The organism is Vibrio sp. SCSIO 43086, from assembly GCF_051132235.1.
In the GTDB taxonomy this organism is placed as follows: Bacteria; Pseudomonadota; Gammaproteobacteria; order Enterobacterales; family Vibrionaceae; genus Vibrio; species Vibrio diabolicus.
Window position 1 is genome coordinate 3036043 of the sequence record NZ_CP072677.1, and the last position, 15104, is coordinate 3051146.

Sequence of the window (15104 nt, forward strand, 5' to 3'; positions counted from 1 at the left end):
TCAAAAATAAATGGGGCTATCTCAAAGCCAACTTAACTTTACGCTTCTGCCAACACCCTAAGCCGTCGGGCAACGTTTCATTAATTAACAAATAGGAATGGCTGACATGGGTCACTTTGCCATTGTTGCGTCCGAGGTATTGCCCCGGCTTCACTTTATAAACGGTGCCGTTGGGTGCCTGAACGAGACCAGAAACCGTATTACCCATGCCCATAACTCCTTTCAAACGTAATTGGCTTAATGGGAATTTTTCTAATTTGCCAGTGCGCCTTCTTGAAGGCGGTTGCCAGCAATCTTTTCTTGCAACGGGCTGAGTGGCGATCGTGGCTTCTTTTGGTAACTCAAAGGGCGCACGCTGTACTTCAGGTGCGTACGTGACGGCAACATACTTATCTGCAGGCTTAAGTTTCTCGACATCTCGACGCGCCTGACTCTCCACCCCTCGAATAAAATCCGTTAATGACTCATCATTCGCCTGACATCCAAGTAGCAGAGACCCCATCAGTACCAGTAACAAATGCTTACTTGTCATTGTTCGTCTCCTCTGGCTTAAACTGATAGGTATTGGCTCGTACCCTAAAGTGCAGAGTTTCACTTTCTTGGCTGACACGCTGCCAAGTCACATCTTTAAACGTGATGATTCGAGGTAGCGTTGCTATCGCCTGAGAAAAATGTCCGATGTCATGAAAATCTCCCGTTAACTCAATGTTTAAAGGAAGACGATAGAGGAAATGCTCTGATTGCTTTTCACCCCAGTCGATACGGGTAAAGGTCAACTTATTGTCGATACCGAGTTCATTCACCGAAGCGAGCATCGTAGCCAACTCTTTTTGCGCGGGCAGTTGTTGTAGCAATAACTCGTAACGCGTGGTGAGTTCATCCAATTGAGATTGAAGCTGAGGCAATGCAGCTACTTTGTTCGCTTTGATCCTCAGTGCTACCTTGAGCGTCTGCTCCTGCTGGACCAAGTTATTCAATTGCTCTTCTTTTGGCTTAAGGTAAAACCAATAGCCAAAACCTTGAATGAGGAAAATCAGCAGCGCGATAACCACAAGCTGAGGCAACAATGGCCACTCTGCCATTTCATCTATTTCGAGATCCTGCCAATCAACCATGCTGGGCCTCCACTTTCTTCTCCGGCACTTTGAACATGAAAGACACTTTGAACGTTTGGAACTCTTTTCCAAAACGCGCTTTTCCGTGAACGATGGAGTGCATTTCTACATCATTCAACTTGGCCGAACGCTCCATGTTGTCCAGCATCGTGGCAAGTTTTGGAGTGCTATCAGAGATCCCGGAGATCTCAATTTCCAGATCATTCATTTTGATCTTGTCGACATATACACCTTCAGGAATGACGGCTGGCATCAAGTTCATAAACTCGGTCGTTTTGTTTCTACCGTTTTGTAACCCTTCAACCACTTTTAAACGTTCGAGGATTTTGCTGTGCTCTTGCTCGGCGATTTTCATTGCTTCAATACGCTGGTCGAGCTCAGCAATGTAGTGAGTGAGGTAATCAAGCCGCTCCTGCTGCTGATCTTGTTGGTACTCAAAAAACTTTCCAATACCCCATTGAATACCAATGGCGACCAACATGCCTAACGCGACCAAGCTAATGAAACGACGTCGGTGCTCTTCTCTTTGGTTCTCTCGCCAAGGAAGTAAATTAATGCGATAAAGCACGCGCACCTCCTAGCCAATGAATGCCACGAATCGCGAGTCCTGCGGCTGTAGAGAAATGCTGCCAATCCGCGGCACGACGCTTACGTTTGGACACCTTCATCTCAAATAGCCCTAGCGGGTTTAGCAATTCACACTCTAGTGACAGTTGCTGAGATAACTCTTCCGCGAGCATTGGTGTCGAAGCTCCTTCCCCTGATAACCAGATACCTTTGATATTTTGCGAGCCATTAATTGAGGTGTAGAGCTGCATCTGACGTTTCACCCGTTCCACGATTTGGCGATTAAACAGCTCTGTTTTCTCCTGAGCATCATCGGACATCAAATCATCTTGCACAGGGCTGTTTGCTCCTCGAGTGCCGCAAGCAAACTCTTTGTGAAACAGCTCACCTTGTTCGGTAAACATGGTAAAGGAGCTCGATGAGGTGCCAATATCGAGTAAGCAGTACTTATTTTTGTCAGGAAAGCGATCGGCGGTGAGCTTCCAGATATGACCAAGACTTTGTGAATGCACGTCCACTAAAACGGGTTTTAGTCCGGATTTTTGTAATGCATCCACGCGACTATCGACCACATCTTTTCTTGTCGCAAACACTTGATAGTTATCAGTCCCACGCAACCCATCTTCGGCACGAAGACGGACGAAGTCTAAACTCAGCTCTTCGACAGGGAATGGCGATTGATGAGAAAATGCCTGAATCACAGCAAACTCAACCTCGCTATCTTCAAGGTTTTGTTCTATTTGCAATTTTTTACTGATCACCGAATTATCAGGCACTGAAATTGCGACCTTTTTAGCACCAAAAGGCAGTTCTTTTTTAATCAGCTTTAGGGTCTTTACAATTTCTTGATGATTTATAGTGTTATTTTCAGCGACAATACCTTCCTTTAGTAATATTTCTTTGTAACCCAACAGAGCGTAATTGTTGCCTGTGGGTTTAAGTACTACGGCTTTGAGGCTGTTATGGCCTATATCGATGCCGGTAACGATTAGCTTATCCATCTCTTACTCTCGCTCCGAAATTTCTTCGTGCAAAGGTTGTTATTAGCACCCAAATAAGAGTTAATATCTCTATGTGCTAAATTTTTGACCTAAGAGTACAAGGGTTTGCCGTTACACAGCCTCAACCAATCAGGGATTCTCCGGTGAAGTTCATAAAGCGTTTATTATTTTTAACATTGATTTGCATAATTCTTGGAGTCACCACAATATTTGGCTTCTATCAGTACGTGAAGCCTGAATTGCCAGATGTTGCAACTCTAAAAGACGTTGAATTACAAACACCTATGCAGGTGTTTAGTCAAGACGGGAAGCTGATCGCACAGTTCGGTGAAAAGCGTCGTATTCCTGTTACTTATGATGAAATTCCTCAAGACTTAATTCATGCGCTAATCGCAACCGAAGATAGCCGTTTTTACGAACACCCAGGTATCGATCCTATCGGCATCACTCGTGCAGCCGTTGTAGTTGCGATCTCAGGTTCAGCCAAGCAGGGCGCAAGTACCATTACGCAACAGCTAGCTCGTAACTTCTTCTTATCTAATGAGAAGAAGATCATGCGTAAGATTAAAGAGATTTTCATTGCTATCCACATTGAGCAGCTTCTGAGTAAGCAAGAAATCATGGAACTTTATGTCAATAAAATCTTCCTTGGTTACCGCTCATATGGTTTTGGTGCGGCCGCTCAAGTTTACTTTGGTAAGAGCCTTGATGAATTGACGTTAAGCGAACTTGCGACACTCGCAGGGATGCCAAAAGCGCCATCAACGATGAACCCAATTTACTCTCTTGAGCGTGCGACAAAACGCCGTAACGTCGTGTTAATGCGAATGCTTGATGAAAAATACATCACGCAAGAACAGTATGACGAAGCACGCAACGAACCTATCGTGGCGCGTTACCACAGTGCTGAAATTGAACTTTCCGCTCCTTATGTGGCAGAACTAGCTCGTGCATGGGCCGTGAAAGAGTACGGTGAAGAAGAAGCCTATACCTCTGGCTTGAATATCTACATGACGGTGGACTCTAAACTGCAAGATGCCGCGAATACATCCGTGGTAAATAATCTGCTGTCATACGATGAACGTCACGGCTACCGCGGTGCGGAGAAAGTGCTTTGGAAAGAAGGTGAAACCGCTTGGAACAGCGAGCAAATAGAAAAGCACCTTAAGAAGCAACCAACTTATGGTGACCTTTACCCTGCCGTCGTGACAAAAGTCGATGATAAAACTGCGCAAGTTTGGGTTAAAAACCATGAAGAGCAGACCATTCCTTGGACTGGAATGCATTGGGCACGTAAATACATCACCGAAAACCGCCAAGGTTCAACACCAAAATCAGCGCATGATGTGCTAGCGACGGGTCAACAAGTTTGGGTTCGCGAAGTGAGCGAAACCAATGAAAATGACAACACGACACAAAGCTGGAAACTGAGCCAAGTGCCAACAGCGAACACCGCGTTTGTCGCGATGAACCCGGAAAATGGTGCGATATTATCGTTAGTGGGTGGTTTTAACTTTGTTCATAGTAAGTTTAACCGTGCCACTATGTCAGTGCGTCAGGTTGGCTCAAGTATCAAACCATTTATCTACTCAGCTGCAATTGACAAGGGACTTACCTTAGCCACTCTGATCAACGATGCGCCGATTAACAAATGGGACGCAGGTTCTGGTTCGGCTTGGCGACCTAAAAACTCACCACCAACCTATGGCGGTCCAACTCGCCTTCGCCTCGGCTTAGCTCAGTCAAAGAACGTGATGGCAGTGCGTACGCTGCGTGAAGTAGGCCTTGATGAAACTCGTCAGTACCTTACTCGTTTTGGTTTTGATATTAACCAAGTACCACGTTCAGAGACCATCGCGCTCGGTGCTGGTAGCTTAACACCAATGAAAGTAGCACAAGGCTACTCTGTATTTGCGAACGGAGGTTATTACGTCGAACCGTTCTACGTAGAACGCGTGGAAGATGCATTCGGTGAAGTGCTGTTTAAAGCGAATCCAAAGAGCGTTTGTCATAAGGATTGCCCACAAATGAGCGCTCAGCCAGACAATCGCTATGCCGATGAGTTTGGCGAACAAGACGTCGCGATTGATGGTTTGGCAACAGACAACGCACTGGAAAATGATGAACCTCAATATGCTCCACAAGTTATCTCTGAGCAAAACGCATTCTTGATGCGTGAGATGATGTACAGCAACATTTGGGGTGGTGGTAACTGGCGTGAAGGTACGGGGTGGAACGGTACTGGCTGGCGTGCACAAAAACTGGGGCGTCGTGATATCGGTGGTAAAACGGGTACAACGAATGACTCCAAAGATGCTTGGTACAACGGCTATGGCCCTGGTGTTGTTGCCATTGCTTGGGTTGGTTTTGATGATCACTCACGTGCCCTTGGTCGCACAACGGTTAATAGCAACCTAGGCAAAGGCCAAATTTCTGGTGCTGAATCGGGTGCGAAAACCGCAGAACCCGCTTGGATTGACTTTATGCGCGTTGCACTAGAAGAAACACCTGAGCAAGGTAAAAATATTCCAGATAACATCATTCGTGTTCGTATTGATCGCAACACTGGCATGCTAACGCACAAAGTAGACAGCACATCGATGTTCGAATACTTTGAAAAAGGCACTGAGCCTACCGAATACGCTGGAGACCGTTTGGAAGACAGTATTTATTCTTCCGGCGCTGGCGCAGAAGAGCTGTTCTAAATCACTAAAGCAAAAGGGAGAGCATTCGCTCTCCCTTTTTTATGTCGGCTTTTACGCCGCGGCGTTCAATGAAGGATAAGAAGCCAATACTTCTTTAATCTTCGCCGCCAAAGCTTCAAACCTTGCACGCAGTGGTGAGCCCGGGCGATATACAAGGACTATATTGCGCGAAGGCGTAGGGTTAACGGCTGGTACATAGCACACGCCATCTTTTTGCTTCTCATTGGGGATAGAAAGCTGAGGCAATAACGTAATCCCAGCACCAGCAGCGACCATATTCCGCAGTGTCTCCAAACTGGTTGCCTTAAAGCGTTCATCGTCTTTCGCTCCGGCAGCAAAACAGAAACCTAACGCTTGATCACGAAGACAGTGACCGTCTCCTAGCGCTAAAACGGTTTTACCATTCAGCTCCAACATATCAACATGGTCGAGAGAAGCCCACTCATGATCACATGGCACCGCTACGCTTAACGGCTCGTTATACACTTCGATTTCTTTAAAAGGTGCCGTTTCATCAACCGAAGCCAAGACCAAGCAGTCCAATTTACCTTCTTCTAATTGACGCACCAACTGATGTGTTTGAGCTTCGTGCAGGAAAAGCTCCAGTTCAGGAAATGCTTCTTTTATCTGCGGCAGAATTTTGGGTAGTAGATACGGACCTACCGTCGGGATGAAACCGATATGCATCGGCCCAGTCATTGCTCCGCTCTGACCACTCGCCATATCTTTAAAAGTTTTCACTTCACTTAAGATACGCTTAGCTTGCTCCACCAACTGCAACCCTGAATCGGTAAACAAAACGCGACGGCTGCTTCGCTCTAAAAGCGTGGTACCGAGTTCATCCTCTAGCTTACGAATTTGTCCACTCAATGTTGGTTGGCTAACAAAACATGCTTCTGCCGCTTTGCGAAAGTGCTTATGTTCCGCAAGTGCAACTAAGTACTCAAAATCTCGAATATTCATAACTCACAATTCGCTTCTTTTAACAATAGCTAATACCTATCAAAACCATAACACCAAACGATTAGAGCTATCAAAGGATTTTTACAATAATGGGCTCAACAGAACGAAACAGAGCAAAGAAAAACGCTAAGCTCTATACGCATAATTTAAAATAGTTAAAGGAAATCATTATGTTTGTATCTAAAGAAGGTCAACAAGTCCCTCAAGTTACTTTTCCAGTTCGTCAAGGTGACTCTTGGATGAATGTAACGACTGATGAGCTATTTAAAGGTAAGACCGTTATCGTATTTAGCTTACCGGGTGCATTTACTCCAACCTGTTCATCAAGCCATCTACCTCGTTACAACGAATTGTTCCCTGTATTTAAAGAGCACGGAGTGGATGAGATTATTTGTGTCTCAGTCAATGATACGTTCGTGATGAATGCATGGAAACAAGACCAAGAAGCAGAAAACATCACCTTCATTCCTGACGGTAATGGTGAGTTCACCGATGGCATGGGCATGTTAGTGGATAAAAACGACATCGGCTTTGGTAAACGCTCATGGCGTTACAGCATGCTAGTAAAAGATGGCGTAGTAGAAAAAATGTTCATTGAGCCAAACGAACCTGGCGACCCATTCAAGGTGTCAGACGCAGATACGATGCTGAATTACATAGCGCCTGACTACAAAACGCAAGAATCCATCACGGTGTTCACTAAACCAGGCTGCCCTTTCTGTATGAAAGCGAAACAAAACCTGATTGACCACGGTCTTCAATATGAAGAAGTGATTCTGGGTAAAGACGCAACGACAGTTAGTCTACGAGCTATATCTGGTCGCACGACTGTTCCACAAGTCTTTATCGGTGGCAAGCACATCGGCGGTAGCGAAGAGCTAGAAGCTTATCTAGGCTAAGCTGTCCATAGCCTACACCCTCGGTCTCCGGTGCCTTTGGCTCGGAGGCCAACCCTAACTCACTTCTTCTACTAGTCTAGATAAGTAGTCGTCTACCGATAAGGTGAATCCTTATACAGATTCAACGACTCAATTCACTCTCCAAGCTCAATGTAGCTAGCTTGGCTTAAAAACAAAAAGCGAGAGTTCACGATGAAACAAGTTAATGTCGACGTAGCGATTATTGGTGGTGGTACTGCTGGTCTTGGCGCTTATCGAGCAGCAAAAGCTCATACTAATAGCGTAGTAATGATTGAAGGCGGCCCTTACGGAACAACCTGTGCTCGCGTCGGTTGCATGCCCTCTAAGCTGTTGATTGCGGCCGCAGAAAGTGCCCACCAAATCGAAAAAGCGCCTGGATTTGGGATCCATCCGCAAGGTGAAATACGCATTAACGGACAAGAAGTCATGGATCGTGTAAAACACGAACGTGATCGTTTTGTTGGCTTTGTGCTTGAAAGCGTCGATGATATTCCCGCGGAAGACAAGTTGTCAGGTTACGCGAAGTTTGCCGATGATCATACACTTATCATAGATGACCATACTCAGGTCACCGCAAAACGGATTGTGATCGCGACGGGCTCTCGTCCTGCCTATCCAGCAGCTTGGAATGAGTTGGGTGACCGTCTCGTAATTAATGATGATGTCTTTGATTGGGATGATTTGCCTGAGTCCGTTGCGGTATTTGGCCCTGGAGTGATCGGTCTTGAACTCGGTCAAGCATTGCACCGCCTAGGGGTGAAAGTGAAGCTCTTTGGTCTTGGTGGTCAAGTTGGTCCACTGACAGATCCAGAGGTGATGGCTTACGCAGATAAAACTTTTAAAGAAGAGTTCTATCTTGATGCCGATGTAAAAGTAGAAAGCATGAAGCGCATACCCTCATCGAATGCAGCAGGCGCAGACAAAGTTGAAATCAAATTCATTAACCACGACGGTGAATTAGAAACCTTTATTGTTGATTACGTTTTAGCAGCCACTGGACGACGTCCAAACGTAGATAAGCTGGCGATCGAGAACACCAGTGTGGCATTAGATGAACGCGGTGTACCAACCGCAGATCACTACACATTGCAAACCTCCGTAGAGAGTATTTTTATTGCGGGTGATGCAAGTAACCAAGTTCCATTGCTGCACGAAGCCGCTGACCAAGGCCGCATTGCTGGTGACAATGCTGGTCGTTTCCCGGATATTCGTGCAGGTCTGCGTCGTTCGCCAATTTCAGCTGTATTCTCCGATCCGCAAATAGCTATGGTCGGTGAAACTTTCAAACAACTGGAAACTCGCTTAGGAAGCTGTGGTTGTTTTGTTACTGGCGAAGTCTCGTTTGAGAATCAAGGACGTTCACGTGTCATGCTACGAAACAAAGGGATGTTACATGTCTATGGCGAGCAAGGTACTGGACGATTTTTAGGTGCAGAGATGATGGGGCCGAACGCAGAACACCTCGCGCATCTTTTGGCTTGGGCACACCAAAATAGAATGACGGTTTCTGAGATGCTAGATATGCCCTTCTATCATCCAGTGATCGAAGAGGGTGTCCGCACCGCTCTACGTGATTTGAATGCAAAACTACACTTAGGGCCAGAAATGGTGAAACATTGCCTTGACTGTGGGCCTGGTTGCTAACGATTTCATGCTCAATCGAGCCAATCTTTACATACCAAGCAAAACAGAAAGCCTCGTGATTAACGGGGCTCTCTGTTGACTACTTTGAGGCGATTACATAAGTACTACACTGCCATCATTGCGTAACGACTTACCATGATGATCGCGACTACACCGATCGTAAAAAAACCACCAGCGATACTCAGTGCAAATTTCAATTCTGTCGACATGATTATTTTTCCTATTAAAGACTGACAGCGAACCATACATCAATCACGTGCCACATAAGCTCTACAAAGCTAACTTTCCATTTTTGGTTGTGTTCCTGCGCTCTAAGCTGCGACAAAAAACGCTTTCTCTCTTTGTGTTGGGTATATAATCTGAAGCAACACTGATGCCTTGGAAAACACTATGACTTGTCGCCGCTGCGAGGAACATTGGTTTTGGAAAAAGCTTGGGCGTTGCCAACGATGCTTGGATCAGTTAACGGTGCTTTCGGTACTGTGCTGGATTGTGTGGTGGTTTGCGTTCAAAGATGATCCACAAAGCATCGAGTCGATCGCTTTGATCTTTGCTGGTTTCGCTTTCAATATTTTATTGTTTTTGCACTTATGGATGCGTTTTGTCATCTTGCCGTGGCAACGTCGGCGAGGACGAAAAGAGACGGATAAAAAAGAGTAAAGTGGCAGATAGAAAAAAGCCCCAAAACCAATATCAGTTCTGGGGCTCTCTTAGATTCTTCTAAGAAAAAGCAGTGGTACTTTAATAGACCGAGCTTCCTCTCAAAGGTTCCAAATTTTTTCGATTTTTTTAGCAAATACTGATGTAAGTGAATCAGAAAATAACTATGTCATTGAATGCTAATAAAATCACTCCGAAATTTCAGCTCATGCCACATGCGATTTTTGGATCACTTGCTCCATTAAATTGATCTCTAGCGCCACTTCATCACACGCGTGCTGACGTGGACACTGATCGCAATCTTTCAAGACTTTTTCTGGCAACAGCGACTTCGATGTTGGTAAGAAGCTCTGCTTCATAAAGAACTCTGGCGTTCGAGTGAGGACAAAGACCTTCTTTATCGCCATTTGACGTGCTTTCTCAACCAAGTGATTTACGATTGCACTGCCCTGTCCTTGACCTTGCCAGCCCGCTTCGATACCAAGAGAGCGTATTTCAGCCAACCCTGAGTCATACACATATAGAGAAGCGCAACCTGTCACTTCACCATGATGCTCAGCCACCGCGAAGGAGCCAATATCTCTCACGAGCTCATTACGAGAGCGGGGTAGATTCTCACCGAGGTTCGCCCAATAAGCCACCATGCCCTCTAGTGTTTCAATGTCCGTCAAACGTGCAGGACGCACTTTCACTGCCGAGCTGTCACGCTGGCTCAGACGTTTATCCGCTTGCTCTACCGCATAAGCGACTTGGTGAGGCGAAACGCCACCCAGCGCACAACGTTTTTCCAAACAAGACTCTATTGTCAGAATGTCATACACATCATCTTCAATCACCTCAGAGAAGGCTTTTAGCTCTTGCAGAGACAATTCTTCCAGCGCACAACCTTTGTCAATTGCCCCTACCACCGCTACGCCCACAATATGGTGCGCCTCACGGAATGGGATGCCTTTCGCCACTAAGTAATCAGCTAACTCAGTCGCGTTCGCATACCCTTGCTTCGCAGCTTCAAGCGTACGCTCACCATTCACTTTAATGCCATCAAAACACAGCGCTGCCATTTCCATGCAATCATTCCATGTGTCTAACGCATCAAACAACCCTTCTTTATCTTCTTGCATGTCTTTGTTGTACGCCAATGGTAGGGCTTTCACTGTCATCATCATGCTCGATAATGCGCCATAGACACGCCCTGTCTTACCACGGATCAACTCAAGTGCATCCGGATTTTTCTTCTGTGGCATCAATGACGAACCAGACGTCACCGTATCCGCTAACTCAATAAAGTTAGACTCCCCTGAGTTGTAGAAGATCATATCTTCTGCAAGACGAGAAAGGTGCAACATAGAAATCGAGGCCACCGACATCAGTTCCATCACATGATCACGATCCGAAACCGAATCGAGTGAATTACGCGTAGCGCGGTGGAAACCAAGGTTATGAGCTAATTGTTCACGATCAATCGGATAAGCCGTGCCAGCTAAAGCACCCGAACCAAGTGGACAAGTGTCGAGGCGCTGTAAGGCATCATTCAGACGAGAGTAGTCACGCTCGAACATTTCAACATAAGCCAAACACCAGTGAGCAAAGGTGACAGGTTGAGCGCGCTGAAGATGAGTATAGCCAGGCAATACTGTGCCTTGGTGCTGCTTAGCAACATGAACCATTTGTGCTTGCAGACGATCTAAAGCAATCAACAGTTGCTGGCCTTGCTGACGACACCAAAGTTTTAGGTCTGTCGCTACTTGGTCATTACGAGAACGCCCAGTGTGGAGTTTTTTGCCTAAATCTCCCACTTTACTAATCAGCTGCTGTTCAACCCAAGAGTGGATATCTTCTGCATCTGAGCGAAGAATTTGATGAGGATCTTCCATCACTTCTAACTTCAGCTCGTTTAAAGCAAGTTCCAGCTTTTGCTGTTCTTCTGCCGATAGAACATCTACAGAAAGCAGAGCTTTAGACCATGCGATTGAACCTACGATGTCTTGCTCAGCCAATCGGTAGTCAAAACGCAACGAATCGTTAAACTCTTTAAATCTAGTGTCTGCCGCTTGGGTAAATCTTCCGCCCCATAATGCCATTGCGTTTCTCCTGATGACTATTGCTTACTCTAACGTTCTCGAATGAGTAGTAACCAATTTGATGGTCATTTGCTCACTTTTTCTTATGGGTCAACGTTACGGCAATTTCGACAAAAAATAAAGTATAAATTCAATATTTTTACATATATATTCAAGCGGGATGCATTTGCATCTTTGTGCTCATAGACGTAAGCCAACAAAAAAGACCTGCTATCCAATAGCAGGTCTTTACTCAATCCGAGATGTGGAGAGATTATTTCTTCTGGCTGTTCAACGCACGGATACGGCTTGATAGCGAGTAAAGACGGATGAAACCACCCGCATGGCTTTGGTCGTAAACCTCATCTTCACCAAAAGTCGCGAACTCTTCTGAGTACAAGCTGTTGTCAGAACGTTTTTGCGTTACCGTGGCTTGGCCTTTGTAGAGCTTAACAACCACTTCACCATTCACGTCTTGCGCTAGCTCTTCTGAAGCGGCAAGGATCGACTTACATAGCGGCGTAAACCAACGACCATCGTACACAAGGTGAGACGCTTTTAGCCCCAGCTCTTCACGGAATTCGAATGATGATTTGTCTAGCACGAGCTGTTCAACGGCACGCAGCGCTTCCATCATGATGGTGCCTCCCGGTGTTTCATAGCAACCACGAGACTTCATTCCAACAAGACGGTTTTCCACGATATCGATACGGCCAACACCGTGCTTAGCGCCCTTCTCGTTTAGGTAAACCAGTGCGTTGTATGGTGTCATCGCTTCACCATCAACTTCGACCACTTCACCTTTTTCTACTTTCAGCGTGACGTATTCCGCTTCATTTGGCGCTTGCTCTGGGTCGACAGTCCACACCCAGCAGTCTTCGTTTGGTGCGTTCCACGTATCTTCTAAAACGCCGCCTTCCGTCGAAATGTGCCATGCGTTTGCATCACGTGAATAGATCTTAGTAAGAGACGCAGAGCAAGGAATATTACGCTCAGCGAGGTAATCCAAACACTCTTCACGGCTCACTAGGTCCCACTCACGCCAAGGTGCAATCACTTGTAAGTCTGGTGCTAGTGCTGCGAATGCACCTTCAAAACGTACTTGGTCGTTACCTTTACCTGTACAGCCATGACACAGAGCGTCCGCGCCCACTTTACGTGCCACTTCAACCTGCGCTTTGGCAATGATTGGACGCGCCATTGATGTACCTAGCAGGTACTTACCTTCGTAGTACGCGCCAGTTTTTAGCGTTGGGTAAATGTAGTCTGCGACCATTTCTTCTTTCAAGTCAGCGATGTAGCACTCAGAAGCACCAGAGGCTTTTGCTTTCGCTTCAATGCCTTCTAGCTCTTCGGCACCTTGACCAACATCGGCAACGAAAGCAACGACTTCACAGTCGTAGTTCTCTTTTAGCCACGGGATAATTACTGAAGTATCTAGACCGCCTGAGTATGCGACTACCACTTTATTTACGTTCACTTTGCTCATGTTTTTTCTCCAAACTTAACTGGCGCTGCGCTCGGCGGTCAGTGCCAACTACGACTTCCTAATATTGAATTCTTTTGCTGATGCTTATTGAGGCAAGAATTGCGTTCCAATACTTTCACCAGCGAATAGCTGTACTAATTTTTCTGGGTAACGCCAGGTCGCGACTTCGATAGGACGACCAAGATCATTGGCCGCCTCCAAAGCAGCTTTCACTTTGACGATCATGCCATCGGTGATCACATGTCCATCGATCAACGAGTTAGCTTGCTGCTCTGACAGGGTTTTGATCAAATGCCCTTTGCCATCGAGTACACCACTCACGTCTGATAACAGGACCAACTCCGCATCTAATGCGCCCGCAACCGCGACTGCTGCTTGATCAGCATTCACATTCATCATCTGGCCATCTTTGGTTAAACCAATTGAACTGATGATCGGCAGTGCACCTGTGTTTAGCACCGCTTGTAATAGTGCTGAGTCACCCGGTGATGCTTTGCCTACCGCGCCGAGTTCTGGGTCAAGTTCTTCAACAAGACACAAACCACCATCCGCAAGGCTAAGACCCACAGCGTTAAGACCATCCGCAATCGCTTGACCTTGAAGCAGCTTGTTTGCGGTACCTGCAAGCGCGCCTGCAATCACCGGAATTTGATCGTAAGGCGTTACGCGTAAACCGTTTTTCTTTACGGTTTCAAGCTGAAGCTTTGCCATCAACTCATCAACTAGGTAGCCACCGCCATGAACGATGGCGATTTGTCGCTGTGCCGATTTTTGGTAAGCCGCAATGGCACCAAAAAGTTGGCTTAAGGTTTGAGTGCAAGATAGAGCAGCACCGCCTAGCTTAATGACTAAAGGAGCTTGATTGGTTTGCGTCATCGCATTTCCCTCTTTCAACGACTACAGCAACGCTGTCAGTTCTGGGTAACCATAATGAATATTGAGACATTGCATCGCTTGACTTGATGCACCTTTGAGTAGATTGTCGATGGCTGAAATCACAATGATGTGTTCGCCTTGTACCTTCCAGCCGATATCGCAGAAAGGGGTATTTTCGACATCCTGAATACGTGGAATGCCATCGCCTTTTAAACGCACGGCTGGCTTTCCTAGATAAGCTTGTTCAAATGCTTGAGCGACTTGTTGCTCTGTAACGCCTGATGCTAGCTTCATCGTGATAGTGGCAAGAATGCCGCGTTTAAAGTTGCCTAAGTGCGGAGTAAAAATCACATCGCAACCTAAGTGCTGAGCAATTTCTGGTTGGTGACGATGAGTAAATACACCATAAGGTTGCAAGCTCACTTCACAGAAACTGTTCACCATAGAAGCTTTACGCCCAGCTCCGGACACACCGCTGGTCGCGTTAATGACAGGCCATTGATTGGTATCCACTAATGCATTTTCGAGTAGAGGTTTGATGGCTAACTGCGAAGCAGTCGGGTAGCAACCTGCTACAGCAACTAAGGGAGCAGTTTGAATTGATTCCTGGTTCCACTCTGCTAAGCCGTATGCAGCTTTATCTAGCCAGTTATTATGTTGATGCTCGAAGCCATAAAAGGTGTTGTAAAAACCTTCACTTTGGACGCGGAATGCCCCCGATAAATCGAATACCTGACAGCCTGCCTCCAAGAAAGTTGGGGCTAGATCGTGGCTCACCTCATGAGCCGTTGCGAAAAACACCACATCCGATTCTTGAGCGATTTGCAGTGGATCCGTTAGTGGCGAGACCGGCATATCAATGATACCTGCTAACTTACCGTGCAGCTGCGCAATATTCTTTCCTGCATCAACACTGTTGGCGGAAACGTATAAACCTGATAGCGTGAGTTGTGGGTGTTTATTAACCATTAACGCTAACTCTGCGCCGGTGTAACCGCTGGCTCCAATAATCGTGGTTTTTAGCATTGTGTGACATCCATATACTTAAAGGCTCAAATGACTATTCATATTTAATTTTTGCTTTATTTTGATTTTTTATTCATT

General features: G+C 46.1%; 13 protein-coding genes. 4 read left to right on the forward strand and 9 right to left on the reverse strand.

The genetic code is table 11. The features are described from left to right. Positions 1-16: 16 nt before the first annotated feature. From J8Z23_RS14395 to pilM, 4 genes are read right to left on the reverse strand one after another with little or no spacing between them, the layout of a single operon-like run. Positions 17-532, reverse strand: coding sequence for a pilus assembly protein PilP (locus J8Z23_RS14395; protein ID WP_005395715.1), 516 nt, complete (start codon positions 530-532; stop codon positions 17-19). Further along, positions 522-1115 (reverse strand): type 4a pilus biogenesis protein PilO, encoded by a 594-nt coding sequence (locus J8Z23_RS14400; protein WP_268979985.1) that lies wholly within the window; start codon positions 1113-1115, stop codon positions 522-524. The genes J8Z23_RS14395 and J8Z23_RS14400 overlap by 11 nt, the downstream gene beginning before the upstream one ends. Continuing rightward, positions 1108-1683, reverse strand: coding sequence for a PilN domain-containing protein (locus J8Z23_RS14405; RefSeq protein ID WP_046874634.1), 576 nt, complete (start codon positions 1681-1683; stop codon positions 1108-1110). The genes J8Z23_RS14400 and J8Z23_RS14405 overlap by 8 nt, the downstream gene beginning before the upstream one ends. Then, the gene (gene pilM, locus J8Z23_RS14410) at positions 1667-2683 is read right to left on the reverse strand and encodes a type IV pilus biogenesis protein PilM (protein WP_005395718.1); all 1017 of its coding nucleotides are present in this window, start codon (positions 2681-2683) and stop codon (positions 1667-1669) included. The genes J8Z23_RS14405 and pilM overlap by 17 nt, the downstream gene beginning before the upstream one ends. 143 nt (positions 2684-2826) lie before the next feature. Between pilM and J8Z23_RS14415 the strand changes: the two genes are divergently transcribed. Further along, a complete protein-coding gene (locus tag J8Z23_RS14415; RefSeq protein ID WP_434634034.1) occupies positions 2827-5388 on the forward strand; it encodes a penicillin-binding protein 1A in 2562 nt (853 codons plus the stop codon). A 51-nt stretch (positions 5389-5439) separates the two neighbouring features. Here J8Z23_RS14415 and oxyR read toward each other — a convergent pair whose 3' ends face one another. Further along, complete coding sequence (gene oxyR / locus J8Z23_RS14420; protein ID WP_005395720.1) at positions 5440-6351, reverse strand: DNA-binding transcriptional regulator OxyR; 912 nt, start codon at positions 6349-6351, stop codon at positions 5440-5442. Between the two features lie 170 nt (positions 6352-6521). Between oxyR and J8Z23_RS14425 the strand changes: the two genes are divergently transcribed. The 3 genes from J8Z23_RS14425 to J8Z23_RS14435 all read left to right on the forward strand — a co-directional run bounded on the left by J8Z23_RS14425 (position 6522) and on the right by J8Z23_RS14435 (position 9575). Then, a complete protein-coding gene (locus tag J8Z23_RS14425) occupies positions 6522-7250 on the forward strand; it encodes a redoxin family protein (protein WP_005395721.1) in 729 nt (242 codons plus the stop codon). Positions 7251-7442: 192 nt separating this feature from the next. Beyond that, positions 7443-8915, forward strand: coding sequence for a dihydrolipoyl dehydrogenase (locus J8Z23_RS14430; protein WP_434634037.1), 1473 nt, complete (start codon positions 7443-7445; stop codon positions 8913-8915). A gap of 390 nt (positions 8916-9305) precedes the next feature. After that, positions 9306-9575 (forward strand): DUF3624 domain-containing protein, encoded by a 270-nt coding sequence (locus J8Z23_RS14435; protein ID WP_012841349.1) that lies wholly within the window; start codon positions 9306-9308, stop codon positions 9573-9575. 206 nt (positions 9576-9781) lie between these two features. On the opposite strand, the gene argH is transcribed toward J8Z23_RS14435, so the two are convergent. The 4 genes from argH to argC form a co-directional block, all read right to left on the reverse strand. Then, positions 9782-11656: an argininosuccinate lyase gene (gene argH / locus J8Z23_RS14440; RefSeq protein WP_104971008.1), complete on the reverse strand. Its 1875-nt coding sequence runs from the start codon at positions 11654-11656 to the stop codon at positions 9782-9784. Between the two features lie 253 nt (positions 11657-11909). Then, entirely contained in the window at positions 11910-13124 is a 1215-nt protein-coding gene (locus J8Z23_RS14445; RefSeq protein ID WP_017821738.1) for an argininosuccinate synthase, read from the reverse strand. Positions 13125-13208: 84 nt separating this feature from the next. Further along, complete coding sequence (gene argB / locus J8Z23_RS14450; RefSeq protein WP_434634042.1) at positions 13209-14000, reverse strand: acetylglutamate kinase; 792 nt, start codon at positions 13998-14000, stop codon at positions 13209-13211. Between the two features lie 21 nt (positions 14001-14021). Continuing rightward, entirely contained in the window at positions 14022-15026 is a 1005-nt protein-coding gene (gene argC / locus J8Z23_RS14455) for an N-acetyl-gamma-glutamyl-phosphate reductase (RefSeq protein WP_268854063.1), read from the reverse strand. Positions 15027-15104: the final 78 nt, after the last annotated feature.